Below are 26,276 nucleotides of genomic sequence, written 5' to 3' on the forward strand. Positions count from 1 at the left end.
CATACGCCGTCGGATGGACCGCCGCCTTGGGCCGCACCGGTATCTTCGGCCTGATGCCCTCCGCCGTGACCGCGTGGACCGACAACGCGCCGTCATCTTCCAAACCAGCCAGCTTGCCCCGACGTTCTTCATGCTGATGCAAATCAGTATTAAACTGGACTAGTTGGGTTTAGAACACGCAACCACAACATGAACCCTGCGTTAATATAGTCAGTTCCGACAGGAGCGGTTATCTTTTGATTTAAGGCTTTCCATCCCTTGTTCATCATGTCGATTGCCCTTGGCGGGTGCCTGAAAGGACCGCCTATTGAATTCGGCCTAACCGAAGATACGGGCGGACATATCACCTATGCGCTGGGAGCTGCCCAAGCGCTGGCGGCGCGGCACGATGTCGACAGGGTAGAGATCGTCACACGCTTGATCGAAGATGCGGACCTAGGCGCGGCCTATGCCGTGCCTTTCGAGCCGATAACAGAAAAACTCGCGATCCGTCGCATCGGAACCGCCGATCGGCAATATCTGTGCAAGGGCGCTGCGGCGGCTGATCGTCCTGCTTTCGCCGACGCGCTGCTTGCGCATATCGCAACGTTCGAGCAGCGCCCCGATGTGATCCATGCCCATTTTGCCGACGCCGCCGACGTCGCCGCGCTGGTTCGTGAGCGTTTCGGCATCCCCTTCATCTACACCGCGCACTCGCTGGGTATCGACAAGGGGAACTCGGCGCCGGGGCTGAGCCACGCCATGGCGCCGAGGATCTCCGAGGAGAATCGAGCGATCGCCGCGGCGGATGCGATTATTGCATCCTCGCGCGACGAGGCCGAGCGGCAACTGATGTCGTATCCCTCGGCTTGTCCCGCTAAGATCCACTGTGTGCCACCAGGGGCCGGCCTCGCCTATACCGCGCCAAGCGATCTGACCGGCGCTCGGGAGTTGATCGTGCCGTTTCTGCGAGAGCCAGACAAGCCGATGATTCTCGCCATTGCGCGGCCCGTCGCCAAGAAGAACCTTAGTGGCCTGATCGATCTTTTTGCGACCGATGCACGGCTGCGCGATCGCGCTAATCTAGTGATCGTGGCGGGCCTGCGCGATGGGCCCGATACGGGCGAGGAGGAACAGCGGAGCGTCATCGCGGGCCTGCTCGCTGGGCTCGACCGACACGATCTTTATGGCACGCTGGCGCTGCCCAAGCGCCATACGACCGACGATGTTGCCGCGCTCTACGCTCTTGCGCGGGAAACGCGGGGTATCTTCGTCAACCCCGCGCTGACCGAACCCTATGGATTGACGCTGACTGAGGCTGCCCTGCACGGGTTGCCGGTGGTGGCGACCTGCCATGGCGGTCCTGCGGACATCGTCGCGCGGTTGAGGCATGGCATCGTTGCCGATCCGCGTGACCATGCGAGCTTCGCGGCTGCGATCAACGCGTTGCTCGATGATGAGATCGAATGGGCACGTGCTTCGAGCGCCGGGCGCGTCAATGCGCGGACGCTTGATTGGCATGGATACGCCGCGCGGTTCGTCGCGATCGTCGACGGTCTTTCCACGGTTGCTGCGGTGAAACCGCGCGCGTCGCGGTTATTGCTCTGCGATATCGACAATACACTGACCGGATGCACCATCGGAGCGCATGGCATGGCGGCGTATCTCAAGGCCGAGCCAAACCTCGCCTTCGGGGTCGCGACCGGACGGTCGCTGCAGGAAGCCGAGCGGTTGCTCGGGGAATGGGGGCAACCCGCGCCCGACGTTCTGATTACGTCTGTTGGCGCGGAAATCTACTGGCGTGACGGTGCCCGGCTCGCCGCGGATGCCGACTATGCTGCGCATATCGATCGCGGCTGGGACGCGGCAGCGGTCGATGCGCGTATTTCGGGCCTTCCAGGAGTCGAGCGCCAGCCGGCCGTCGAGCAACGGCGCCACAAACGGAGTTATTTCGCGGAGGAGCCTTCAGTAGTCGCTGCCATCCGCAGGTCGGTCGTCGATCTGCCGGTGCGCGTCATCCACAGTCACGGACGACTGCTCGACATCGTTCCGGCGCGTGCCGGCAAGGGCGCGGCGATGAAATGGGCGGCGCGCGCCTTGGGGGTGGCGCCCGATCAAGTCTATGCCGCGGGCGATAGCGGCAACGATCTTGATATGCTCGCGCAGTGCCACAACGGCATCCTTGTCGCCAATTACAGTAAGGAGCTAGCCGAACTGATCGGGCGCCCGACAATCTACCTTGCACGGCGTGCGCATGCCGCCGGCGTCGTCGAGGGCATGCGCGCCTTTGCCATGGCGCGCGCGGCATGAAGCGGCCGATCGGGTATTTTGTCCATCATCAAGGGCGGGGACATGCCGAGCGGTCCGCGGCGATTGTCAACGCGTTGCCCGGCGACCAGCCAGTCGTGCTGTTCTCGGCGCGCGCAGACATCTTTCCGCCGCTCGCCGCGAACGTGACGCTGCGCACGATTCCGTCGCTGTTCGAAGCGGTCGGTGACGAGCCGGTCGGCTTGGCGAATGCACCGACGCCGGCCAGCCTCCATTGCGCGCCGCTCGGCTGGAAGAGCATCACGCAAGCTGTCGCGGTTATCGCGACCTGGTTTGATACCGCCCAGCCTGCACTGTTCATTACCGACGTGTCGGCGGAACTGGCGCAGCTTGCCCGGATCGCGTCGGTCCCGTGCGTAACCGTCCTCCAGCACGGCGACCGCAGCGATCCGGGGCATATGGCGGCGTATGAATCAGCGCTTGGGATCTTGGCGCCCTATGCGCCGTCGCTCGAGCAGCCTGGACGGCCGGCGTGGATGCTCGCGAAGACACACTATGCGCCAGGCGTGGGGGTTCAGATCGACGCGATCGAGCGGGACGCGGCCCGCACCGTGCTTGGACTGCCGCGCGATGCCGAGATCGTCGTTGTTATCGCCGGCGGCGGGGGCACTGGCACGCCTGCAACCCCACTCACGCTCGGCGCACGCGCCGAGCCCGACGTGCTTTGGCTGACGATCGGGTCGGTCCAGCAGGAGTGGCACGCGACGGCGCCGGGCAACCTTAAGCATCTCGGGTGGGTCGATACGCCAGCGCTGTACATCGCGGCCGCGGATCGTGTCGTATCCTCGGCGGGCAATACGACGGTCCACATGATAGCGGCGGTCGGCCGGCCTTGGATCGTCGTACCCGAATGGCGCTATTTCGACGAACAGCTGTGGAAAGCGCGGGTGCTCGATCAAGATGGCGCCGCGATCATGCTCGAACATTGGCCGTCGCATGTCGGGGCATGGGCGCGAGCCTGGACGCGCGCCGCATCGCTCGACGTTTCGCGACAACGCGCACTCTACGACGCCAATGCGGCGCGCAACGCCGCATCATGGATTTCGCGCGTGACGGACTCGGCCTGGACGCCGGTCGGCGTCGCACCGGCGCCCGAACTTGCCCCTGCGGATCATCCTATCAGTGAAGGCCTACGATGACTGTCTCGATCTGTACGCTTGCCCATGGACGCTCGGACCACTTGGCCAACGTCGTCCGCTCTCTCGATATGCAGACGCAAACGCCCGGCGAACTCGTGATCGCGGTGATGCAGAGCGAGGCGTATGAGCTGCCTGAGACACGGTTTCCGGTGCGGCAGATCATGATGGGCTCCGACGGCATCCCGCTGGCATCGGCGCGGAACGCCGCTGCCCAGGCAGCGCATGGCGAACATCTGATCTTTCTTGACGTGGACTGCATTCCGGAGACGTCGCTCGTCGCGGACTATCGGGCGCAGTTGCGGTCGGTCGATGCGGTGCTGATGGGCGAGGTCTTGTACCTGCCGTCGGGGGCCACGGCGGGGGGGCTCGATTTCGACCGGTTCGCCGCGATCGGGGTCAAGCATTCCGAACGGGCGGGGCCACCGGTCGAGGCGCTCGGCGATTGTACCGACTATCGCTGTTTCTGGTCGCTCAACTTCGCGATGCGGCGCGCAACGTTCCTCGCGCTCGGCGGGTTCGACGAACGCTATGTGGGCTATGGCGGGGAGGACACAGATTTCGGGCGCGTCGCGATGACCGCAGGCGTGCCGATCAACTGGGTGCGTGGGGCGCGGGTCTATCATCAATACCACCCGCATCACATGCCACCTGTCCACCATGTCGACAGCGTGATCGCCAACGCCGCGCGCTTTCGCGAGAAATGGGGGCATTTCACCATGGAGCATTGGCTCAAGGCCTTCACGCTGATGGGCCTGATCACGCTGCGCGACGGCGAGTATGTACGGCTGCGCGAGGTCAGGGATGATGATCTGGCGTTGACCCGGCAGCAGGTCGACCAGCCCTATGCGAGCACATCGGTAGTTCTGGCACAGCTCGAAATGCGCGAAGCTGCGATCGCCGCGGCATAGGAACGTTCATAGCCGGCCACCATCGATGTCAGCGAGAACAGCCGTTCGACCCTGTCGCGACATGCCGTGCGAGAAAGGGCCACCGACCTACTAATCGCGTTTGCGAGCGAGGGGGCATCGGTCGCGAGGACACCGCAGTCGCCTACAACTTCGCGCATTGCTCCGCGATCGAGCGCTGCGACGGGCACGCCGCAGGCCAACGCCTCAGCTGCGATCAAGCCAAACGGTTCGTCCCACATGGGGGTGGAGAGCAATACCGATGCCGAACCGACAGCATCGACCAAGGTTTGGCCGCCGAGAAGGCCGTGATAGACGCGACGATGATCAAGTAATGGAGCGACCTGATCGGTGAAGTAATCCATGCAGTCGACTGGCCCGATAACGTCCAGCTTCATGTCGGCGAGACGCGCGGCCTCAAGTGCCACTGCGGTGCCCTTGTTCGGAGTTATTCGACCAGCCCAGACCGCCCGAGCGTTGCCAGCCGGACGGAATCGCCAGCGTGAGGTGTCGATGCCGTTATGGACAACCGTTGCGGTCTCGGGTGGCGCGCTCCACCAAGTTGCCAGATGCGCCTGAGACGTGGTCGTCTGGCGCATCCAGGCTGCAGCGTTGGCACCGATGGAGTCGGCCAGTCCGGCAAATGGGGGCACGTGGAGCGACGTCACCATGGGTTTGCAATCGCGCTTCGCGAGGATGTGCAACGTCGGGTGCATCGTGTTGTTGTGAACGATATCGAAGTCACTACCGCTGATCACGTCCCATGCGTGACGAAAGGCGACGTCTTGGAATGCGGTGAGTTCCGGCGTTCCGTGCCACTGCGCCCAAGGCAGCACGGCCTCATAATGGCGTTCGGCAATGGGATGAAGCTGCAGCACGGGGTCGCTGTCGCCGCTGGCGAACAGCGTAACATCATGGCCGCGTGCGATCAGCGCTGTGACGAGCTGATGGCAATGCGCTTCCATGCCGCCCATGAACGGCATCGCAATCGGATGACGAAGATGGGCGATGACGGCGATCCGCAAAGGCGCGCATTTATCATTGGCCGCAGGTGCGGGTTTGGCAGACTCGGCGATGCTCATGAAGTTGAAACACCCCAAAGGCGCGATCGTGCCCACCAGCGTAACACCGCGCCCGAGAGAGAAGACCCCGGTCGAGGTTACAAAACTGGTTACAGTACGAGCCCGTTCCGGCCCAGACCTATAGGTGGGACCGAGCTAAATGCCAAATGTATATAGAGAAAAATGGTGGACGCACTTGGGCTCGAACCAAGGACCCGCTGATTAAGAGCCCTGCAGAATAAAAATAATCTGTGGTTTATCAATATGATAGCGAAGCTTTACGGACGAATAACAAGCTCTTTTTGCTCGGTGTTGTGGGGGGTGTAGCTTGGCTGTTGCTGCATGATGCAGCTGATTCGGTATTGAAGAGTATATTCTGCCTCTACTCGAACACCACAACGCCGTGGGACAAGTAACCGTACGGTTGAGTTAGAATATAACTATACTAGATGTGTGCTAAGTCACGCTAAAATTTGAAAATAAACCAAATTTCGACGACAAGGGTGCCAGTTGCTTCACTGTTGCTGGAGGTTCGGTTGCTCGGAAAATCTCTCACGGATGCTAAGGTTAGGGCCCTGCCTTTGATGCCGGAGTTGTACCGTGTCGCGGATGCGGAAATTAAGGGTCTGGGTCTGTCTGTGTATCCAACCGGCCGGAAGGTTTGGAATTGGAAAGGTAGGACGCCCGATGGCGTAAAGACGTTCACGCTTGGCAGTCACCCAGCTTACTCGGTACAAGCGGCCAGGGAGTTCGCATCGTCGATCATGCTGGAGAAGGAGAGGGGGCACGATCCTGTCCTGAGCGGTAGTGCACTGCCTTACGAGCCAGCCATCGTTTCGACTAAGACCGTAGATTGGGCGTTTGAGAGGTACATGGCTCAGGAAGGCGGTCAGAGAAAGTCTGCAGCCGAGAAGTGGCGTATCTACCGGAAGGACATTCAACCCATCCTTGGTGACAAATCTATCTACAAAATAAGGTATGACGATCTCGCGAGAATTGTACTAGAAAAGTCTGAAACCGCGCCGATCATGTCAAACAATATCGTTGCGTTGATCAAGCGCTTCTTCCGGTGGTGTGTCACAAAGGGTCGGGTAGTGACGAGACTAGAAGTAGACCCTTCCCAACACGTTGTGAAGCTCGAGAAAGCTAAAGAAGGTGATCGATTTCTCTCAGATTATGAACTGTCGATATTGATCTCCATTCTTAATGCGAGCGCATCAAGACTTGCAGAACCATCCTTGTTCATCCTTCTAACTGGAGCACGTCGCACCGAGGCTTTCGAGGCTCGCTGGTCCGAGTTTGATTTCTCGAAGGATACATGGACTCTGCCATCGGAACGCAGCAAAAATGGGAATGAACTTGTTCTCCCGCTCTCCTCACAAGCGATGCGCCTTTTGTGTAATCGCCGGCGCTTCGCGGGCAACTACGAGTACGTTTGGCCCGGTCGCAATGGCCCCGAACGACCACTGAGCGGGTACAGTAAGTCCGTATCAGGCATGCGTGAACTTATGGCCCGCATAGCGGCCCGTGATCGAAAAAACGTAGTTCCATGGTCCCTTCACGATCTCCGACGCAGCGTGGCAACGGGAATGACCGGGCTTCTCGATGACAACTTCCGGCCGCTCATCAGTACGGAGGTCGTGGAGCGCATCTTGAACCATAAACAGATCGGCATCCGTCGTATCTATAACCGTTGGGAGTACTTTGCAGAAAAGAAGCAAGCGCTTCAATTATGGGCTGATCATCTCGACAGCCTGATCCCACCTCCTTCGTAAGCTATCGTGCAGCCGCACGAAAAAATCGCCTACCGCTTGAGCGCGAGTCGTCAGGCAATCGGCACGGGTGGTAGGGCGATTTCCATTTCGGTCAGAAAGCGTGACGGCTGTTTGGCCCAACCGCGATACCGATCTGCGTAGGATAGACATAACCATTCACGAGCACGCGTAATTGCTACAAAGCAGTTTCGCCGCTCCTCTTCCATCTCAGCGCTATCCTCACCCGCTTTTAAGCTCTGAAAGCTGGGTAAGACATCTTCCGCTAAACCGATGACATAAACGTGATCGAATTCTTTACCCTTTGCTCCGTGGATCGTCATCAAAGAAACGGAGTCGGCCGGTAGAGGTGGCTCCTTCGACCGAAGCGCTAATTCCTGCAAAAACATTTCAAGCGGTGCATCACGACCTATAGACTGTCCGATGCTTCGGGAGAGGCTCATCCAAGCAGACTTGTCTTCGCCTACGTCATCCGCGATTTCATTCTCTTCGCTTGGCAATAATTCCAAAAACTGACTGATGAAGTCTCGAAAGCGTGATGGCTGTTCAGCAATTAATTCAGTCATTTCGGCCATGCTTTGTACTCGGCTATCGGAGTTCACTGAGACGGCTTGGATCCACTCCGCTAAGAAGGACCGGGCAGAAAGGTTGGCAGCTAAAACTAGCTCGTCAGAGCGCAGGTCGCTATCAAACCACCTATTAAACGCACCTATAAGAGCTTCGAACGCGCGCCGATCCATTGGACGGCTTGCGAGCCGAAGTGTGGCCGCCAGCCAGAGAAACTGAGCGGATCGAAAGTCATCGCGTCGAACAGCGAGATTCGCTGGGACGCTTAATGCGGCAAGCGCTGCGTGCATTTTGTCCAGCAGCGCCCTAGTGCGAGCGAGCACGACGACCTCGCTCCTGCGAGCGGGTGGGACCTGACTAATGCCTTCGGCTATTCCACTAACTTCGGCGTCCTCGCTTGAATAGCGCGCTACTCGAATATGTTGTTGATCTGGATAAAGAAGTTTGGTTTTACCGGCAAGTAGTGGCTGCTTGGTGGAAGTGCGCTGGGTATTATGGATTACGAGCTTGTTAGCAGCTGCAACGATGCTCGGAGGGCAGCGATAGTTCGTTGGAAGTTGTATTTCGGCGGGTTTGTAGTCTGCTCGGAATCTTTGTATTTGCTGATAACTCGCACCGTTCCACTGATATATAATTTGGTCGTCATCAGCAACGGCAAAGACGTTTTTGAATTCGTCTCCGGCTAATGCGCGTATCAGCCGATACTGCCCGTCGGTCGTGTCCTGAAACTCGTCGAACATCCAGTACGCGTATGACCTTCTATAGTGCATCGACACGCCTGGGAATTTGCTGACGAGCAAGTAGGCATTGATTATCAGGGAGCCGAAATCGAGCGCGTTCGACCGCTGTAGAGCCTCGTCATATGCTTTGTAGGTTGCCTCGACCTTCAGTCCCGTCGCAGTATCGCGAAAACGTAGTGCGCTACCTTCTGGGCCGATGAGTTGCGCCTTAAGCTTATCGATCACGGGTAAATAACGCTCACTGTCAGGGTCTAACGAAGCCTCTCTGATCGCATCTTTCAGGAGGTCCATGCGATCGGCCTCTAGCGAATAGATCGCAAAATCGGGCTTGATCCCTACGTGTGCTCCGTGTTGCTGAAGCATCTGCATACAAAAGGAGTGAAAGGTTCCGATTGCAGCCCGCTGCTGCTGGTCAGGTACGAGCGCAGCGACGCGCGCTGACATTTCGTCCGCGGCCTTGTTTGTAAATGTCAAAGCGAGAATCCGGAACGACCGGTCAGGCGTTTCATTCAAAATTCGCGCGACGCGGGTCGTAAGCACTCGAGTTTTGCCCGAACCCGGTCCTGCGAGCACGAACAATGAGCCGGCGTCCCAGCTTACCGCTGCCGCCTGAGCGTCGGTCAGCTCGTCCAATGCCTGTTGAACTGCGCTCATGGTTATTCCAATCCCTGAATGGTCGTTATGGCCTGCCGGAAGGCCGCAGGCATCCGTAAAGCTAGTGCGGGGTCGCGCGAGCATTGGTTCGCGAGCACTTGTGCGTATCCAGCTTTGTCGCCCTTGAGGGCGTCTATCAAGCCGGCGTCCGTTAAGATTGCGGCACCCGCCACGCCCAGTTGTGTAAGAATGGCCTTTAGCTCTGGCTGAAGACCGTCTGCGACCAGTTGCTGCTCCAAATATCCAGCCGGCAATTGGCTTACCCGCTGGGTCATAGCAGGGGCCGAAAATCCCCGGCGCGAGATTGAATTCACATATCGGTTGCCGGCATTGTCGCCATCCACAACCATTACCCAAGGATAACCTAACGCTCTAGCCAGCACAGCGAAGCTTTCTGGGTTTCCGTTGTTGACGGCATCAATCACAGAAATACCATGTTCGTCTAAGTTGTAGCCCATCCCCTGAGCGATCCCGTGCATTAGATGGTACTCGGATTGCCCCTCGACCAATAGCCATTTCCGAGCAAAAAATATCTCGCCTCTAATACGTCTCGCGTAAGTCTCTAACTTCTGGAGTTCATCGTCAGAAATGAACTCGGTTGACTTATCTTTAATGACTCTCAGCTTCGCGTGATATTGGGCCGTATCAGGTTGCCCAAAATACGCGACCAATAAAGCTTGAAAGATAACAGGTGGCATTTCTCCGCCGATTACCAACTCGCCAAGGCCGCTATCATATGAAATAAAGTTGGGGTTCGCGGCAAGGACGGCCGCAATAGAAGGAAGGTTCGGAAGTTGGACGCGGAACTCTTTTGGTAGTGAGAAGACGGCTGTCCCATTTGGAGTTGCTTTAACAACACGCAAATCTCGGAAGGGGACGTGTTGTAGGAAGTATGGGGAGTGGGTCGACACAATCTTTTGTCCCGGTAGCTCTCCAATGTGGCGAAACAAACTCCGGGCCGCTTGTGGATGAAGGTGAGTTTCGGGCTCTTCGAGCGCGAGCACAGCGGTACTTTCAGGCCTGTAAAGCTCAGGCAGTAAAAGGCTGAGAAACGATTTGAACAGGAACATAACGGACAAGCTTTGAACGCCTTGCCCGTGCCTCGCCAGCGGAAGCCATGGCTTTGCAGCATCCGTTTGATAGATGACCTCAGCTTTCGAAAGCAAATCCCACGTGTTCATGGGGAGCACGCGTAAATTTGCCTGTCCGGGGGTGCCCGATGTTGCAACTCGGCTAACTGCGGACAGCTCGTCCGATAATGTACCAAGCTTTGGATCGGCGTATAAGAGTTTTTTGTTAAGTAAGTTAAAAACTCGAATAGATTGTTTTTCGAGGTGTTCAGGAATTTGAACTGCTCGGAGTATTCTGCCCCAAAACTGACTTCCAGCTGAGAACTCGTCTTTAGCGTCGCGCAACGCGGCCAGATAGAACGCCGGTAAGAATGAGAAAAACTCTTGAAAGTTGGTCGACCTTGCGCCTCTGCCGACAAGGGGGCTGCGATCCACGTTTAGAAATTGCCAACTTGGTATGTATGCCTGCTCACCATCATCCCAGCCGCAGCTAACCCGCAAAATGATCGACGACTGACCCGTAATAGGGTTGAGCTGAATAATATCAGCCAGAGTTTCATGCAGCTCCTCCGGCCATTCATTCGGAGTGCTTTCCTGCATCTCAATTTCGATGACCACGGGGTCGCCCACTTTCGGATCCAAGCGGGTGGCACAAAGGTGGACGTCATATTCGGTGAAGCCGGTTCCTCGCTGCCCCCACCGCCGCGTCAACGCTATCCTGATCGCTTCTAAGATCGCGGTTTTCCCCGCGTTGTTGGGGCCTATGAGAACCGTCGTTTCGCTTAGGTCAATTTCGGCTTCGCGGATCGAACGGAAATTGGCGATTTTCACACGTTTGATTTGCACTTCAATGTCCCCCGAAGCGCGACGCTAACGATAGAACCTGATTTGCGCCAACTGCCAGTGTCCATTGCCGTCGATGGAGGTGCTGGCGGAGCGGCGATCCTCCCGCGTTCAAAGTGGCTCAGTCGCAAAGCGCGGTCAGCAAAATCTCCCGCCCTGCGGACGCAACATTGAGCCCGATGGATTCGTCCACTGGTGCACAAGATCGTCGAACGTCGGCCGCGATGACATATCGCAAGGCAGCTACTTTCGCTTCGCTGTTGCCCCGTTGTAGCTTGGAGATTGATCAGGGGGAGATCGCTGCGCGAAAATCAGAGCTAAGTGTCTGAAAAGAATGGTGGACGCACTTGGGCTCGAACCAAGGACCCGCTGATTAAGAGTCAGCTGCTCTACCAACTGAGCTATGCGTCCATTCCGGGGCGGTTTTTACGGCGCCCTGGTGTGGCGCCCCGCTGCTGGAGGGGCGCTGTTAGCAGACTCGACGGAGGCCGCAACCCCTTTTGTGCCTCCGCGGCGTGCTTTTTGCCTACCAGCCGACGGTTTTGCGATTTTGCCGGTCGATCGACATCAGGATTCCGAGGCACAGCAGCACGGTCATCTGCGCCGAGCTGCCGAAGCTCACCAGCGGCAGCGGGATGCCGACCACGGGCGCAAGGCCCATCACCATCATCAGGTTGATTGCGACGTAGAAGAAGATCGTCGTCGCTAGGCCGGCGGCGGTCAGGCGCGCGAAGCGGCTGTTGGCGCGCTGGCCGACCTCGATTCCCCAGCGGATCACCAGGATGAACGCGAGGATCAGCAGGCACCCGCCGACCAGACCCCATTCCTCCGCCATCGTCGCGAAGACGAAGTCGGTATGGCCCTCGGGGAGGTAGTCGAGATGGCTCTGCGTACCTTGGAGGAAGCCTTTGCCCCAGATCCCGCCCGAACCGATCGCGATCTTCGACTGGCTGATATGATAGCCGGTGCCGAGCGGATCGCTCTCCGGATCGAGGAAGATCAGGATGCGGTTGCGCTGGTAATCGTGGAGCAGGAAGTTGATCGCCAGCGGGATCGCCACCGCCGCAGCGATCGCGCCGCCCGCGAACAGCCGCAACGGCACGCCAGCGAGGAACATGATGGTCGCGCCGCCCGAGCAGATCATCAGCGCGGTGCCGAGATCGGGTTGCTTCATCACGATCCCGGCGGGAATGCCGATCAGCAGCGCGGCGGGCCAGATCGCGCCGAACCGCCGCGTCTCGTTGGCGGGCAGCATATCGTAGAATTTCGCGCAGGCGAGGATGATCGCCGGTTTCATGAATTCGGACGGCTGCAGGCGGATAAAGCCGAGGTCGAGCCAGCGTTGCGAGCCCCCCGAGACCTTGCCGAGGATCTCGACCGCGACCAGCGACAGCACGATCAGCACGTAGGCGGGCAGGGCGCCCGCCTTCCAGGTCCGTTCGGGGACGTAGGACAGCGCGATCGCGCCGCCCAGCAGCACGAAGAAGCGCAGACCTTGCGATAGTGCCCAGGGCCGGAGCGAGCCGCCCGCCGCGGAATACAGCACGACCTGGCCGAAACAGCCGATCGCGACCACCAGCAGGAGGACGCGCCACGGTAGTTTGGCAAGCGGTTCGGGGACGATGCGGTTCATGGACGGCGCTTGTTTTCGGTCATTGCTGGCGATCCCGCGAACCGTCTTCGGCGACGGTATTGCCGGGGGTGGTGAGTGCCTCCTGCGTGGCGTTGGCCATGTCGGTCGCGTTCTCGACCGCGGGCGCGTCGCTGGGCACGATCGCGTCGGTCTTGGTGGCGATCGCCGCGGGGGGCGCGGATTGCGCGGCACGGTACGCCTCCGCGGTCGCCGCCATGCGCGTGCGGATGTCGCCGCCCCAGGTCGGTTCGACCTCGGCGAGCGACTTCAGCGCGCGCTCGCGGTCGAGCATATAGGTCATGATGTCGCGGCCGATCATCGGGGTGTCGAGGTTGCGGACGGTATGGCCGTTATGCTCCAGCACTACCGCCAGCGCGTAACGCGGATTGTCGGCAGGCGCGAAGCCGATGAAGAGCGCATGGTCACGCATCTTGAACGGGAGCTGCCCGTTTTTGAGCACGCCCGATCGGCGCTCCGCCATCGTGATCCGGCGGACCTGCGCCGTGCCGGTCTTGCCCGCGATCGCGACGCCGGGGATCAGCAGTTTCGCCGCGCCGCCGGTGCCGCCCTGGTTGATCACGCCGAACATCGCATCGCGAACGCGTGCGAGATGCTCGGAATCGATCGCGAGGGTAGGGGAGTCGCGGTGGACATGGTCCGCGAGGATGCTCGGCTGCAACGCGCGACCCGAGGCGAGACGCGCTGCCATAACCGCAAGCTGCAACGGGTTGGCGAGCACATAGCCCTGGCCGATCGACGCGTTGAGCGAGTCCGCGACGGTCCAGTCATGCTTGTACTTCTTCAGCTTCCACGCTGGATCGGGCACCGTGCCGTAGCGCTGCGTCGAGAAGGGCAGATCGAACTTCTGTCCGAGCCCCAGCGTGCGCGCGATCGGCGCGATCGCGTTGTAACCGACCCGCCGCGCCATCTCGTAGAAATAGATGTCGCAGCTCTGCATGATCGCGTTCTTGAGATCGAGCGGACCGTGGCCGCTCTTCTTGTGGCAGTGGAACACGCTGGTCCCGAGCCGCATCGCGCCCGAACAATTGACGCGGGTCAGCGGATCGACGCCCGCATTCATCAGCGCGAGGCCGTTCATCGGCTTGACGGTCGAGCCCGGCGGATACAGCCCCTGCGTGACCTTGTTCATCAGCGGCACGTGGTCGTCGTCGCTCAGCATCTGCCATTCGAGATGGCTTATCCCGTCCGAAAAACTGTTCGGATCATAGGCAGGCATCGACACCATCGCGAGCATCTCGCCGGTTCGGCAGTCGAGCACCACCACCGAGCCGGAATTGGTGCCGAGCCGTCGCGCAGCATATTCCTGAAGTCCCGCGTCGATCGTCAGGCGTGCAGTCTTGCCGGGGATGTCGGGCTTGGTGGCCAGTTCGGCGACCAGCTTGCCACGCGCGGTGACCTCGACGCGTTTGGCGCCGGCAACACCGCGCAGTTCGGACTCGAGCATCTTCTCGAGCCCGTCCTTGCCGAGCTTGAAGCCGGGCGTGACTAGCAGCTGATCATGCGTCTTCTTATACTGTTCGGCGTTGGGCACGCCGACGTAGCCGGTCAGGTGCGCGACCGCGGCGCCCGCCGGGTAATTGCGCGCGAACCCGCGGGTCGGCGCCACGCCGGGGAGTTCGGGAAGCCGCACACTGACCGCGGCGAACCGCTCCCAGTCGAGATTTTCCGCGACCTGGACGGGCTGGAAGCCGGCGGCGTGGTCGAGGTCGATCGCGATCCGCTCGACTTCCTCGGGCGGCAGCTGGAGGATGCGGCCAAGCAGCGGCAGCACGCGCTCCTTGTCGCGCAGGCGGTCGGGGATGATGTCGACGCGGAAATCGGTGCGGTTGTTGGCGATCGGCACGCCGTGGCGGTCGACGATCCAGCCGCGGCGCGGGGGCAGCAGCGTCATGTTGACGCGGTTGCTCTCCGACAGCATCGTGTAGCGCTCGTTCTGGGCGATTGACAGCCATGCCATTCGTCCCGCGAGCATGAGGCCGACCGCGCCCTGCGCCGCGCCCAGCATCCACGCGCGACGCGAGAAGCTGTACGCCTGCGACATCTCGGTAACGATGCGGGGAGTATTCCTCACTCGGCACCGCGCTTGTTCTGGATCGCCGCGACGATCCGCGCGGCGAACGGAAACATGAGGATCGTGACGGCGATCTGCGCGATCAGGATGGTGTCGACATGCGCGCCGACCGGCACCGCGATAAAGCGCCCGACGATGATGCACAGCGCGATCAATCCGCCGGCGATCAGCCAGTCCTGCCAATAGTCACGGAAGGCGAGCCGCTGTTCGATCATGTCGATCGCAACGAACGCTAGCGACCACATCAGCACCGCGCTGCCAAGCGGCTGGCCGCTGACGAGATCGTCGAAGAAACCGAGCGGTGCCGCCGCCCAGGGCCGGAATGCGAACCGCGCGAGCAGCCGCCACGCCAGCAGCATGACGAAGCCGAACGGCGGGAGGAGCGGGATCGTCGCGACGACCGGGATGATCGTGACCAATGATCCCGCCATTACCGTCAGCCAGGGGATCGCGCGTGCGCGGCTCGCCGGCAGCTTGGTTTCGAACGGCTTGTAGTCGACGCTGTCGACGACGCGCGGGCGGTTCATTGCCGCGTCACCGGGCGAGGCGGTGGCACCGGCATGAACATCCGCTCGACCAGCGCGAAGTCGATCGTGTCGGGGTCGGCGAACGTCCGCGCCATCACCGAATCCGATCCCGCCTTCATCACCCGCGCGACGGGCACGCCGGGCGCATAGATACCGCCGGTGCCGGTCGTCACGAACACGTCGCCGGCGTTGAAGCGCACATTGGTCGCGTTGACCGAACGGATGTCGATCATCCCGTCGCCGCGCCCGGCGGCGATCGCGGGCAGGCCGTCGCGCGTCCGGCGGACGGGGACGATGCTGTCGCCGTCGCTCAGCAACAGCACGCGCGCCGCATTCGGCCCGGTCTCGACCACGCGGCCGATCAGCCCATCGGGGCCGCGGACCGGCATGCCGGGCAACACGCCGCTCCACCGTCCGGCGTTGAGCAAGGCATAGCGGCGCCCGCTCGACGCACTCGAACTCACCAGCCGCGCGGTGACCACCGGATCGGGCGACCGGTCGCGGATCGCCAGCAGCGTGCGGAGGCGGCGATTGTCATAGGCGATGGTCCGCGCCCGCATCAGCAACGCGCGCGTGCGGTCGCGATCGGCGCGCAACGCGACGTTCTCCTGCTTGACGAAGAAGTAGTTGCCGATCGCATCGGGGACACCGGCGATGCCCGACCCGACCGACGCGAGCCCGGTCGAGACCGGAGTCGTCACCCCCGCCATTGCCATCCGCAGCGCGGCGAACGCGGGCGGATTTAACGTCGACGCGACGAGCAGCACCAGGCCCACCACCGCACCGGCGACGGCAAGCACATAGCCCAGGAACACACTATATTGCCGACGCCGGGAAAACCCCGTGCGCCGGTCGCGGGCTGGCGCCATGCGCCTGTCCCCCTGTCCTCTGGCGCCGCCAAGGCGCGGGGGGCGGTCCCCGCGACTCGAACGGTGCGATTTCGTGTCCGCGTGTCTTACAACAAAACCAATCGGTTAGCCGCTCATCAGGACGCCGCGGAACAGCGGGTCCTCCAGCGCGCGACCGGTGCCCAGCGCGACGCAGGTCAGCGGGTCCTCGGCGACCGTCACCGGCAACCCGGTCTCGTCGCGCAGCACCTCGTCGAGCCCCTGCAGCAGCGCGCCGCCGCCGGTCAGCACGATGCCCTGGTCGACGATGTCCGCGGCCAGTTCGGGCGCGGTGTTCTCCAGCGCGACGCGGACGCCCTCGACGATGGTCGCGACCGGTTCGCTCAGCGCTTCGGCGATCTGGCCCTGGTTGATCTGGATCTCCTTCGGCACGCCGTTGACGAGATCGCGGCCCTTGATCTGGATGATCATGCCGATGCCGTCGACCGGCGGCTTGGCGATGCCGACTTCCTTCTTGATCCGCTCCGCCGTCGCTTCGCCGATCAAGAGGTTATGGTTGCGGCGGACGTAGCTGACGATCGCCTCGTCCATCTTGTCGCCGCCGACGCGCACCGAGGTGGTGTAGGCAAGACCACGGAGCGAGAGCACCGCGACTTCGGTCGTGCCGCCGCCGATGTCGACGACCATCGAACCGATCGGCTCGGTCACCGGCATGTCCGCGCCGATCGCCGCCGCCATCGGCTCCTCGATCAGCCAGACCTGCGACGCGCCCGCGTTCGAGGCTGCATCGCGGATCGCGCGGCGCTCGACCTTGGTGGACCCCGACGGCACGCAGATCACGATCTCGGGCCAGCGCGCGAACTTGCGCGGGCCGTGGACCTTCTGGATGAAATACTTGATCATCTGCTCGGCGACGTCGATGTCCGCGATCACGCCGTCGCGCAGTGGCCGGATCGCCTCGATGTTGCCCGGCGTCTTGCCCATCATCATCTTGGCGTCGTCGCCGACCGCCTTGACGCGCTTGATCCCGTTGATCGTCTCGACCGCGACCACCGACGGCTCGTTCAAAACGATGCCGCGGCCACGGACGTAGACGACGGTGTTCGCGGTGCCGAGGTCGATCGCCATGTCGTGCGACATGAACTTGAAGAAACGCGAGTAGAAGGCCATTCAATCAGGGTCCCGTATCCAGTCCGCCGGACGGGCGAACCGCCAGCAAAAACATGCGCACACACATCATCTCGCGGAGCCCTCCGGTGGTTTCGAACACCGGGTGCCTATACTATTTAAGTGGCGTTTGCGGGTCGCGGGATGCCGTCGCTTGGTCTAGACGCAAACCCATGTCAATACGGCGTCTCCCCGAGCATCTGGTCAATCGCATCGCCGCCGGTGAAGTGGTGGAAAGACCCGCCAGCGCGTTGAAGGAGTTAGTCGAAAACGCGATCGACGCCGGCGCCGGACGCATCGCGATTCTCCTTGTCGAAGGCGGCACTTCGCGGATCGAAGTCGCCGACGACGGCTGCGGGATGACCCCCGCCGACATGGCCTTGGCGCTCGAACGCCACGCCACCTCGAAGCTGCCCGACGAGTTTATCGAATCGGTCGTGACGTTGGGCTTTCGCGGCGAGGCGTTGCCCTCGATCGCGAGCGTCGCACGGCTGACGATCGAAAGCCGGATCCGCGGCGCCGAAGGCTGGGCGCGGACCGTCGACAATGGCCGGGTCGAGCGCGAAGGCCCTGCGGCGCTCCCGCCCGGCACGCGCGTGGTGGTCGAGGACCTGTTCGCCCGCGTCCCCGCTCGTCGCAAGTTCCTCCGCTCCCCCCGCGCCGAGTACGCCGCCTGCCTCGACGTCGTCCGCCGGCTTGCGATGGCACGGCCCGACATCGGCTTCACGCTGGAGCATGACGGCCGCCGTGCGCTGTCGGCGATGCAGGTCGAGGACCGGCCGGGCAGGGTGGCGACGCTCACCGACCGCGCGCTCGCCGACAATTCGGTCGCGATCGACCTCGAACGCGAAGGTCTGGTGCTCGGCGGCGTCGCCAGCCTGCCGACCTACAACCGCGGCATCGCCGACCACCAATATCTCTTCGTCAACGGCCGCCCGGTAAAGGACCGCCTGCTGATGGGTGCGATCCGCGGCGCCTATGCCGAGATGCTCCCACGCGACCGCCATGCGGTGGTCGCGCTATTCCTCGACATCCCCGCCGACCAGGTCGACGTCAACGTCCACCCCGCCAAGACCGAAGTCCGCTTCCGCGATCCCGCAATGGTACGAGGCCTCATAGTCTCGGGCCTCCGCCGCGCCCTCGACGCCGCCGGCCACAGAAGCCAACGCGCCAGCGAGTCCGCCCTCTCCATGTGGCAACCCGAAAACTCCTCTCCCCCCAGGGGAGAGGAAGGGGCCCGTCCGCAAAGCGGATGGGAAGGTGAGGGCACGCCCCAAAGGCTCCCGGTGGAAAACCGAAGCTACGGCTCCGTCAACGACTCCCGGCCCACCTTCTTCGCCGCGCCCCCCCAAGCAAGAGCCGAACCCGCCTGGACACCCCCACCGCAAACCACAGCCTTCCCCATGGGGGTCGCTCGAGGCCAAGTCGCAAAAACCTACATAGTGGCCGAAGCCGAAGACGGCCTCGTCCTCGTCGACCAGCACGCCGCGCACGAACGCCTCGTCCTCGAACGCATGCGCGCAGCCCTGATCGGCGGCACGATCGCGAGCCAGGCCCTCCTGATCCCCGAAGTCGTGGAGCTCGACGAATCCGCCTGCGACCGCCTCCAATCCCGCGCCGCAGAACTGTCGGAGTTCGGCCTAGACCTCGAACGCTTCGGCCCCCACGCGATGCTGGTGCGCGCCACCCCCGCGCTGCTAGGCCAAAGCGACCCCAAAGGCCTCGTCACAGACCTCGCCGACGAACTCGCCGCCTTCGACGAAGCGCTCTCGCTAAAGGAGCGCCTCGACGCAGTAGCCGGCACGATGGCCTGCCACGGCTCCGTCCGCGCCGGCCGCATCCTGTCGGTCCCCGAAATGAACGCGCTGCTTCGCGAAATGGAAGTCACCCCCCATTCCGGCCAATGCAACCACGGCCGCCCCACCTGGGTGAAGCTCGCCCACGGCGACATCGAGAAGCTGTTCGGGCGAAAATGACACTGCACTCTGATGTTGCTCAGCTCGTTGGAACGCTCGAAGCAATGACGAGATTGCTAAAGCTGCACGGTGACAACGGATGGGCCGAGCAGCTCGATCGGTGCAGATCGAGTATCGCACGGTCCGACTATCATGGCGTCGACCGGCTTTTGCGTCTCTATGCCGGAATGGGATCGTTGAATGACGTGATCCTGCAATCCGGTGGCGTCGCCCCAGCGGAAGACAACGAACGGTTTGACGCGCTTCGCACCGATGCTTGGGAACGGGCACACGCCTTGGCGCGGAACGAAACGGGCGCAAACGGCAACTGACGTCTCAATTCTGTCATCCTGACGAGAGTCAGGATCCAAAGTTTCGTGCGGCCTCTTTCATGGCTCTGGATCCCGGATCAAGTCCGGGATGACGCGTGGGGAGGGCGCGTCATCCTCCTTCCATCTTGCACATTGGCTTCGTAGTATTGGGCTGTCTCCTCCGTCATGCCGGGCTTGTTCCGGCACCCACCGTTCCGCGAACTCGGGGCGTGGAGTGTGCGGCGCGGTGGACCCCGGAACAAGTCCGGGGTGACGGGGCGTAACCGACCAAACATAGCCTTTGCTCGCCATCCTGGGCACAAGGCCGCAAATGGACTCCCTCTCCCTATTCGGCTTAGCCGCGGTATCCTTCACCCTGCTATGCTACGCCAAGGAAGCCGGTTCGCACTGGTGGACGCTCGGTTTTGCGTTCGGGTGCGTGCTCGGTTCGATCTACGGTTTCCTTCAGGGCGCGTGGCCGTTCGGGGTGGTCGAGCTGATCTGGACGGTCGTCTCGTTCCGTCGCTGGCTCAAGATGCGCCACGCTGCACCGTCCGCCGTGGAACCGCTCGCTTGACACTGCGTTAGCGCGCGCCTATTCGAACTCTCCCCGACACGACGGTTCCGGCGGCGCTTGTTTGCGTTCGTCGCTATCGTGCGTTTCGGTTCATCGCTAAGAGATGGGGTTCGTGCAGCCATGCCGGACCTCGTGGAGCAGGAGAACCAAGTTCATGGCACGTATCGCGGGTGTTAATATCCCGACCAACAAGCGCGTGGTGATCGCGCTGACCTATATTCACGGCATCGGTTCGACCAAGGCCAAGGAAATCGTCGCGAAGCTCGGCATCGCCGATACCGCACGCGTCCAGGACCTGACCGACCAGGAAGTCCTGCACATCCGCGAGACGATCGACGCCGATCACACCGTCGAGGGCGATCTGCGCCGCCAGACCTCGATGAACATCAAGCGCCTGATGGATCTCGCCTGCTATCGCGGCCTGCGTCATCGCAAGGGCCTGCCGGTCCGCGGCCAGCGCACGCATACCAATGCGCGCACCCGCAAGGGCAAGGCCAAGCCGATCGCCGGCAAGAAGAAGTAATCCACTTTTTCAATGGATTACTCCGCCGGCGCTGGTCCCAACGGGCCGCCCGGCGTCACGCAGATACAGGTCAGGAAATACACCATGGCACGCGAACCTCAGCGCATTAAGCGGCGCGAGCGCAAGAACATCACCTCTGGCGTCGCTCACGTGAATGCCAGCTTCAACAACACCATGATCACGATCACCGATGCCCAGGGCAACGCGATCTCGTGGTCGTCGGCCGGCGCAATGGGCTTCAAGGGCTCGCGCAAGTCGACCCCGTATGCGGCCCAGGTCGCAGCGGAAGACGCCGGCAAGAAGGCCGCCGAGCACGGCGTCCGCACGATCGAAGTCGAGGTCAAGGGCCCCGGCTCGGGTCGCGAATCGGCACTGCGCGCGCTTCAGGCAGTCGGTTTCCAGATCACGTCGATCCGCGACGTGACCTCGATCCCGCACAACGGCGTGCGCCCTTCGAAGCGTCGTCGCGTCTGATTCTCCGCCTCCCGTGCGCGGTTGATCGCGCCGCACGGGTGTATTTTATTGGTCGGCGGACACACCCGTTCGCCGGCCCCCAAATTAGGGGAAGCATGTGTCTGTCAACGCAAAGAACTGGCAGGAACTCAAGAAGCCCAGCGGCCTGGAGAAAAAGGCCGGTGGCGACACCAAGCGCAAGGCGACCTTCATCGCCGAGCCGCTCGAGCGTGGCTTCGGCCTGACGCTCGGCAACGCGCTGCGTCGCGTGTTGCTCTCGTCGCTGCAGGGCGCGGCCGTCACCTCGATCAAGATCGAGAACGTGCTGCATGAGTTCTCGTCTCTGGCTGGCGTCCGCGAGGACGTGACCGACATCGTCCTCAACGTGAAACAGATCGCGATCCGCATGCAGGGCGAGGGGCCCAAGCGCCTCCAGCTCTCGGCAACGGGTCCGGGTGAAGTCAAGGCCGGCGACATCGCCGTCTCGGGCGACATCGAGATCATGAACAAGGATCTCGTGATCTGCCACCTCGATGAGGGTGCGACGCTCAACATGGAGCTGACCGCCGACATCGGTAAGGGTTACGTGCCCGCGACCGCAAACCGCCCGGCCGATGCGCCGATCGGTCTGATCCCGGTCGATGCGCTGTACTCGCCGGTACGTCAGGTTTCGTACAAGGTCGACCCGACCCGCGTCGGTCAGGACCTGGATTACGACAAGCTGACGCTGACGATCGAAACCGACGGCACGATCACCCCGGAAGACGCAGTCGGCTATGCCGGTCGCATCCTCCAGGACCAGCTCGCGCTGTTCGTCCACTTCGACGATTCGTCGGTGACGCGCTCGTCGGCCCCGATCGGCCAGGCAGCACCCGCTGCCGGTGGTGCGGAGCCCGCAGGCGACACCCAGCAGATCAACCGTTACCTTCTCAAGAAGGTCGACGAGTTGGAACTGTCGGTGCGTTCGGCGAACTGCCTCAAGAACGACAACATCATCTATATCGGCGATCTGGTCGGCAAGACCGAAGCCGAGATGCTGCGTACGCCTAACTTCGGCCGCAAGTCCTTGAACGAGATCAAGGAAGTGCTGTCGTCGATGGGTCTTCGCCTGGGGATGGAAATCCCGGGCTGGCCACCTGAGAACATCGAAGAGATGGCCAAGAAGCTCGAGCAAGAGATAATGGGTTGATTTCGCACCGGGGCAAGCAAAGCTTGCCCCGGAGACGAAACAGCCCGGCCGGCGGGTCGGTTTCGACCGACCCGTTCGACGACACGGCTTTGCCGGGTCGCCACCCGGCTGGAGACGAAGTGGGCATGGCCAAGGAAGCGTCGTTGGCGTAACCCGGCCTAACCTTCTTTACGAAAGGCGATCGGTCGCGGCCTTAACGGCGACCAGCTCCCGGGTACCTCATACGGCCCCTGAACGAACGAAAAGGTATTAAACATGCGCCATCGCGTAGGCGGCCGTAAGCTTCAGCGGACCTCGGCCCACCGTCTTGCCCTGTTCCGCAACATGAGCGCCGCGCTCATCAAGCACGAGCAGATCACCACCACCGTCGCCAAGGCAAAGGAACTGCGTCCCTACGTCGAGAAGCTGATCACGCTCGCGAAGAAGGGTGGCCTGTCCAACCGTCGTCTCGCGCACGGCAAGCTGCTCGACGATGCGCAGCTGATCAAGTTGTTCGACACGCTCGCGACCCGGTATGCGGATCGTAACGGCGGTTACACCCGCGTCATCAAGGCCGGTATCCGCATGTCGGACGCCTCGCCGATGGCCGTCATCGAGTTCGTCGACCGCGACGTCTCGGCGAAGGGCCAGGATTCGGGTCCGGTGATGTCTGACGCAGAGTACGACGACGCCGCCTGATCTGTTCTCCTGCGCACGCAGGAGCCCAGGATCACAAGCGTAATCGTCCGTTACCCTGGGCTCCTGCGTTCGCAGGAGAACATGGAAACCGTAGAGGCCGCGTCCAGCAATGGGCGCGGCCTCTTTCGTTCAGGCCTCCATCCGGCTATGCGCCCGACATGGAGCACCCAGACAGCATTCTCATCGTCGATTTCGGCAGCCAGGTAACCCAGCTGATCGCCCGCCGCGTCCGCGAGGCCGGCGTCTATAGCGAGATCGCCCCCTTCCAGTCGGCCGAGGCCGCGTTCGACCGGATGCAGCCCAAGGGCATCATCCTCTCCGGCGGCCCCGCCTCGGTCACCACCGAGAACTCACCACGCGTGCCGCAGCGCTTCTTCGAGGCGGGCATCCCGATCCTCGGCATCTGCTACGGCCAGCAGGTCATGTCCGCACAGCTCGGCGGCAACGTGATCGTCTCGGGCGATGGCGGCGAGTTCGGCAGCGCGTTCATCGACATCAAGTCCGAATGCGCGCTGTTCGACGGCCTCTGGGCCGAGGGCGAACGCCACCAGGTCTGGATGAGCCACGGCGACAAGGTCGACGCGATCCCGCCCGGCTTCACCCCCGTCGCGACCTCGACCGGCGCGCCCTATGCGATCGTCGCCGACGAGGCGCGGCGCTTCTACGGCGTGCAGTTCCATCCCGAGGTCGTCCACACCCCCGATGGCGGCAAGCTGATCGCCAACTTCGCGCGCCACGTCTGCGGGCTCAGCGGCGACTGGACGATGGCCGAGTTCCGCGACAACAAGATCGCCGAGATCCGCGCGCAGGTCGGCAAGGGCCGCGTCATCTGCGGCCTGTCCGGCGGCGTCGATTCGGCGGTGGCCGCCGTTCTGATCCACGAGGCGATCGGCGAGCAGCTCACCTGCGTATACGTCGACCACGGCCTGATGCGTGCGGGCGAGAGCGAGCAGGTCGTCAGCCTGTTCCGCGGCGCCTACAACATCCCGCTGATCCACGTTAACGTCGAGGAGCTGTTCCTGAGCGGTCTCGCCGGGATCACGGACCCCGAGCTCAAGCGCAAGTTTATCGGCAAGACCTTCATCGACGTGTTCGACACCGAAGCGAAGAAGCTCGGCGGTGCGGAGTTCCTGGCGCAGGGCACGCTGTACCCGGACGTGATCGAGAGCGTCAGCTTCACCGGCGGGCCGTCGGTGACAATCAAGAGCCACCACAATGTCGGCGGCCTCCCCGAGCGCATGAACATGAAGCTCGTCGAGCCGTTGCGCGAGCTGTTCAAGGACGAGGTCCGCGTACTCGGGCGCGAGCTCGGGCTCCCCGAGATCTTCGTCGGTCGCCACCCATTCCCTGGGCCCGGTCTCGCGATCCGCATCCCCGGCGAAGTCACCAAGGAACGCTGCGACATCCTGCGCAAGGCCGATGCGATCTATCTCGAGGAGATCCGCGCGGCGGGGCTCTACGACACGATCTGGCAGGCGTTCGCGGTGTTGCTCCCGGTCCGCAGCGTCGGCGTGATGGGCGACGGCCGCACCTACGACAACGTGCTGGCGTTGCGCGCGGTAACCTCGACCGACGGCATGACCGCACAGGCGTTCCAGTTCCCCGGCGACTTCCTGCCGCGCGTCGCGACCCGGATCATCAACGAGGTCAAGGGCATCAACCGGGTGACGTACGACTATACCTCCAAGCCGCCGGGCACGATCGAGTGGGAGTAACGGACGAAAATGGCGGCAATGGCAGGCATTCGGCGCTGAGTTTCGCCGTGAGGTCTTTGCACTGCTGCCGATGGCGCTGGGGGTGGTCCTAGTCCGCGAACGTCTATCGATGTCGATTATGTCGGCCGCGGCGCCGCCGGTCCGGATGGCGGCGGATAAGCACGACCATCAGCGATAGCCATCCGACGCCGATTGCCACGAAAAGGAGAAACATGGTCACTCGGGATCTTCGAGGCTGAACTGGTCGCTTTGCTCGTCATAAGCGAAAATCTCGCCATAACGGCCCCACAGCGTGACCGTGCGTAGCGTCTCGTCGGCGTAGTCGGGCGACATATGGTCTTCGAGCTCGTCGCGGAACCGCCGAGCAGGAGCAACATGGCTTGCTCGCTCATCGAGAACGCGTCGGACGTGCTGGATCAGCGGGACGTGCGCGAGCAGCGCTTGGGCAAACAACGCCTTGCGTGCATCGACGTCCGCCTGCGCATAATGACGCGCAGCGGTCGTGAGGACGATATTGGGGCCCTGCAGCTCGGCAAAGCGCAGCAGCTGCAGCGTTTCGGCGATTGGAAAGAGTTCATCGATTTCGAGCTGCAGCGAATCAGCTAGGTCGGCCATGCTCGCCCGGCCGTCAAAAGGCGTGCCATCCACCTCCTCGATCAGACCAGCGAGACTGTTGGTCGACACGCGCGGCAGCACCATGGCGATGCCCATCCCCGGGAAAAATCCGTCGCGTGCCGGCTGCGTTGTGACCGGACGAGCGGTCATGCGCGCGTAGATATCATCGACCAGCGCGCGGAACGCCGGGTCGAGCCGGTCGCGCGGCTGGGGCAGGTTGACGTTGATCTCGGCCGCCACCCGGCCTGGATTGGAGGAGAAGACCAGGATGCGGTCGCACATCAAGACAGCTTCCTCGATGTTGTGGGTGACGATCAGGATCGATTTGATCGGCATCCGCCCCTCCGACCACAGGTCGAGCAGATCGGTGCGCAGGGTCTCGGCGGTCAGGACGTCGAGCGCCGAGAAGGGCTCGTCCATCAGTAAAAGCGACGGATTGACCACGATCGCGCGCGCCAGGCCAACGCGCTGGCGCATGCCGCCCGACAGCTCCTTGGGATAGGCATTTTCGAAACCATCAAGGCCGATCAGATCGATCGCGGCGAGCGCCCTGGTGCGACGTTCGTCGACCGGTACTTTCTGTGCTTCGAGGCCCAGTTCGACATTCTGCAACACGGTGAGCCACGGGAAAAGCGCGAAGGTCTGGAACACCATGCTGACCGTTGGCGCACGGCCCGCTTCATCAGGCTCGAAACGGATATCGCCTTCGCGCGGATGAATCAGGCCCGCGATCGACCGCAGCAAGGTCGATTTCCCCGAGCCGGAGCGGCCAAGCAGTCCGACAACCTCGTTCTCGACGAGGGTCAAATTGACATCGTCCAGGACGAGATGGCCGCCGGGAGGCGCCCCATAGAAGTGGCGCAGGGCTTCCACCTGAACGAGCGGGCGGGGGGCAGGCATGCTAGCCATGGTGAGTGCTCCGGTGTCGGTCATGG

Annotated in this window: 21 protein-coding genes and 1 tRNA gene; 12 read left to right on the forward strand and 10 right to left on the reverse strand. The window is 62.2% G+C overall.

Annotation, left to right across the window (positions count from 1 at the left end):
• The first annotated feature begins 267 nt into the window (after positions 1–267).
• From ACLBWL_RS08985 to ACLBWL_RS08995, 3 genes are all read left to right on the forward strand, one after another.
• Positions 268–2,289, forward strand: coding sequence for an HAD-IIB family hydrolase (locus tag ACLBWL_RS08985; protein ID WP_447793455.1), 2,022 nt, complete (start codon positions 268–270; stop codon positions 2,287–2,289).
• Positions 2,286–3,446: a glycosyltransferase gene (locus ACLBWL_RS08990; protein ID WP_447792280.1), complete on the forward strand. Its 1,161-nt coding sequence runs from the start codon at positions 2,286–2,288 to the stop codon at positions 3,444–3,446. Before ACLBWL_RS08985 ends, ACLBWL_RS08990 begins: the two co-directional genes overlap by 4 nt.
• Before the next feature lie 68 nt (positions 3,447–3,514).
• Entirely contained in the window at positions 3,515–4,354 is an 840-nt protein-coding gene (locus ACLBWL_RS08995) for a galactosyltransferase-related protein (RefSeq protein WP_447792282.1), read from the forward strand.
• Here ACLBWL_RS08995 and ACLBWL_RS09000 read toward each other — a convergent pair.
• On the reverse strand, positions 4,288–5,469 hold the full coding sequence (locus tag ACLBWL_RS09000; protein WP_447792284.1) for a glycosyltransferase: 1,182 nt from the start codon (positions 5,467–5,469) through the stop codon (positions 4,288–4,290). The two genes, ACLBWL_RS08995 and ACLBWL_RS09000, sit on opposite strands and share 67 nt — an antisense overlap.
• A 446-nt stretch (positions 5,470–5,915) precedes the next feature.
• On the opposite strand from ACLBWL_RS09000, the gene ACLBWL_RS09005 reads away from it, so the two are divergent.
• Positions 5,916–7,187, forward strand: coding sequence for a tyrosine-type recombinase/integrase (locus ACLBWL_RS09005; protein WP_447792286.1), 1,272 nt, complete (start codon positions 5,916–5,918; stop codon positions 7,185–7,187).
• A gap of 50 nt (positions 7,188–7,237) precedes the next feature.
• Here the strand turns inward: ACLBWL_RS09005 and ACLBWL_RS09010 are convergent, their stop codons facing one another.
• The 8 genes from ACLBWL_RS09010 to ACLBWL_RS09045 all read right to left on the reverse strand — a co-directional run bounded on the left by ACLBWL_RS09010 (position 7,238) and on the right by ACLBWL_RS09045 (position 17,328).
• Positions 7,238–9,145 (reverse strand): ATP-dependent helicase, encoded by a 1,908-nt coding sequence (locus ACLBWL_RS09010; RefSeq protein WP_447792288.1) that lies wholly within the window; start codon positions 9,143–9,145, stop codon positions 7,238–7,240.
• A 2-nt stretch (positions 9,146–9,147) separates the two neighbouring features.
• Positions 9,148–11,046, reverse strand: coding sequence for an ATP-dependent nuclease (locus tag ACLBWL_RS09015; protein ID WP_447792290.1), 1,899 nt, complete (start codon positions 11,044–11,046; stop codon positions 9,148–9,150).
• A 347-nt stretch (positions 11,047–11,393) separates the two neighbouring features.
• A tRNA-Lys gene (locus ACLBWL_RS09020) sits at positions 11,394–11,469 on the reverse strand.
• Between the two features lie 115 nt (positions 11,470–11,584).
• Entirely contained in the window at positions 11,585–12,691 is a 1,107-nt protein-coding gene (gene rodA / locus ACLBWL_RS09025; RefSeq protein ID WP_447792292.1) for a rod shape-determining protein RodA, read from the reverse strand.
• 19 nt (positions 12,692–12,710) lie between these two features.
• Positions 12,711–14,753, reverse strand: coding sequence for a penicillin-binding protein 2 (gene mrdA, locus ACLBWL_RS09030; RefSeq protein ID WP_447792294.1), 2,043 nt, complete (start codon positions 14,751–14,753; stop codon positions 12,711–12,713).
• A gap of 26 nt (positions 14,754–14,779) precedes the next feature.
• Entirely contained in the window at positions 14,780–15,310 is a 531-nt protein-coding gene (locus ACLBWL_RS09035) for a rod shape-determining protein MreD (RefSeq protein WP_447792296.1), read from the reverse strand.
• Positions 15,307–16,179, reverse strand: a complete 873-nt coding sequence (gene mreC, locus ACLBWL_RS09040) for a rod shape-determining protein MreC (protein WP_447792298.1) — start codon at positions 16,177–16,179, stop codon at positions 15,307–15,309. Before mreC ends, ACLBWL_RS09035 begins: the two co-directional genes overlap by 4 nt.
• A 105-nt stretch (positions 16,180–16,284) precedes the next feature.
• Entirely contained in the window at positions 16,285–17,328 is a 1,044-nt protein-coding gene (locus ACLBWL_RS09045; protein WP_055878614.1) for a rod shape-determining protein, read from the reverse strand.
• A 170-nt stretch (positions 17,329–17,498) separates the two neighbouring features.
• Between ACLBWL_RS09045 and mutL the strand changes: the two genes are divergently transcribed.
• The 8 genes from mutL (at position 17,499) to guaA (ending at position 24,726) form a co-directional block, all read left to right on the forward strand.
• Positions 17,499–19,301 (forward strand): DNA mismatch repair endonuclease MutL, encoded by a 1,803-nt coding sequence (mutL, locus tag ACLBWL_RS09050; RefSeq protein WP_447792300.1) that lies wholly within the window; start codon positions 17,499–17,501, stop codon positions 19,299–19,301.
• Positions 19,298–19,612 carry a DUF6966 domain-containing protein gene (locus ACLBWL_RS09055; protein ID WP_447792302.1) on the forward strand — a complete coding sequence of 105 codons (315 nt, stop codon included), beginning with the start codon at positions 19,298–19,300 and terminating at the stop codon, positions 19,610–19,612. Before mutL ends, ACLBWL_RS09055 begins: the two co-directional genes overlap by 4 nt.
• A gap of 310 nt (positions 19,613–19,922) precedes the next feature.
• Positions 19,923–20,168, forward strand: coding sequence for a hypothetical protein (locus ACLBWL_RS09060; RefSeq protein WP_056047934.1), 246 nt, complete (start codon positions 19,923–19,925; stop codon positions 20,166–20,168).
• Between the two features lie 154 nt (positions 20,169–20,322).
• A complete protein-coding gene (gene rpsM / locus ACLBWL_RS09065) occupies positions 20,323–20,691 on the forward strand; it encodes a 30S ribosomal protein S13 (protein WP_056015521.1) in 369 nt (122 codons plus the stop codon).
• An 84-nt stretch (positions 20,692–20,775) separates the two neighbouring features.
• Positions 20,776–21,165 carry a 30S ribosomal protein S11 gene (gene rpsK / locus ACLBWL_RS09070; protein WP_031395237.1) on the forward strand — a complete coding sequence of 130 codons (390 nt, stop codon included), beginning with the start codon at positions 20,776–20,778 and terminating at the stop codon, positions 21,163–21,165.
• A 97-nt stretch (positions 21,166–21,262) separates the two neighbouring features.
• On the forward strand, positions 21,263–22,333 hold the full coding sequence (locus ACLBWL_RS09075; protein WP_031395236.1) for a DNA-directed RNA polymerase subunit alpha: 1,071 nt from the start codon (positions 21,263–21,265) through the stop codon (positions 22,331–22,333).
• 255 nt (positions 22,334–22,588) lie between these two features.
• On the forward strand, positions 22,589–23,011 hold the full coding sequence (gene rplQ / locus ACLBWL_RS09080; protein WP_056482675.1) for a 50S ribosomal protein L17: 423 nt from the start codon (positions 22,589–22,591) through the stop codon (positions 23,009–23,011).
• A gap of 158 nt (positions 23,012–23,169) precedes the next feature.
• Positions 23,170–24,726, forward strand: a complete 1,557-nt coding sequence (gene guaA / locus ACLBWL_RS09085; RefSeq protein WP_254685942.1) for a glutamine-hydrolyzing GMP synthase — start codon at positions 23,170–23,172, stop codon at positions 24,724–24,726.
• 216 nt (positions 24,727–24,942) lie between these two features.
• On the opposite strand, the gene ACLBWL_RS09090 is transcribed toward guaA, so the two are convergent.
• On the reverse strand, positions 24,943–26,274 hold the full coding sequence (locus tag ACLBWL_RS09090) for an ABC transporter ATP-binding protein (RefSeq protein WP_447792306.1): 1,332 nt from the start codon (positions 26,272–26,274) through the stop codon (positions 24,943–24,945).
• Positions 26,275–26,276 lie beyond the last annotated feature (2 nt).

It is taken from the genome of Sphingomonas sp. M1A8_2b, from assembly GCF_053345535.1.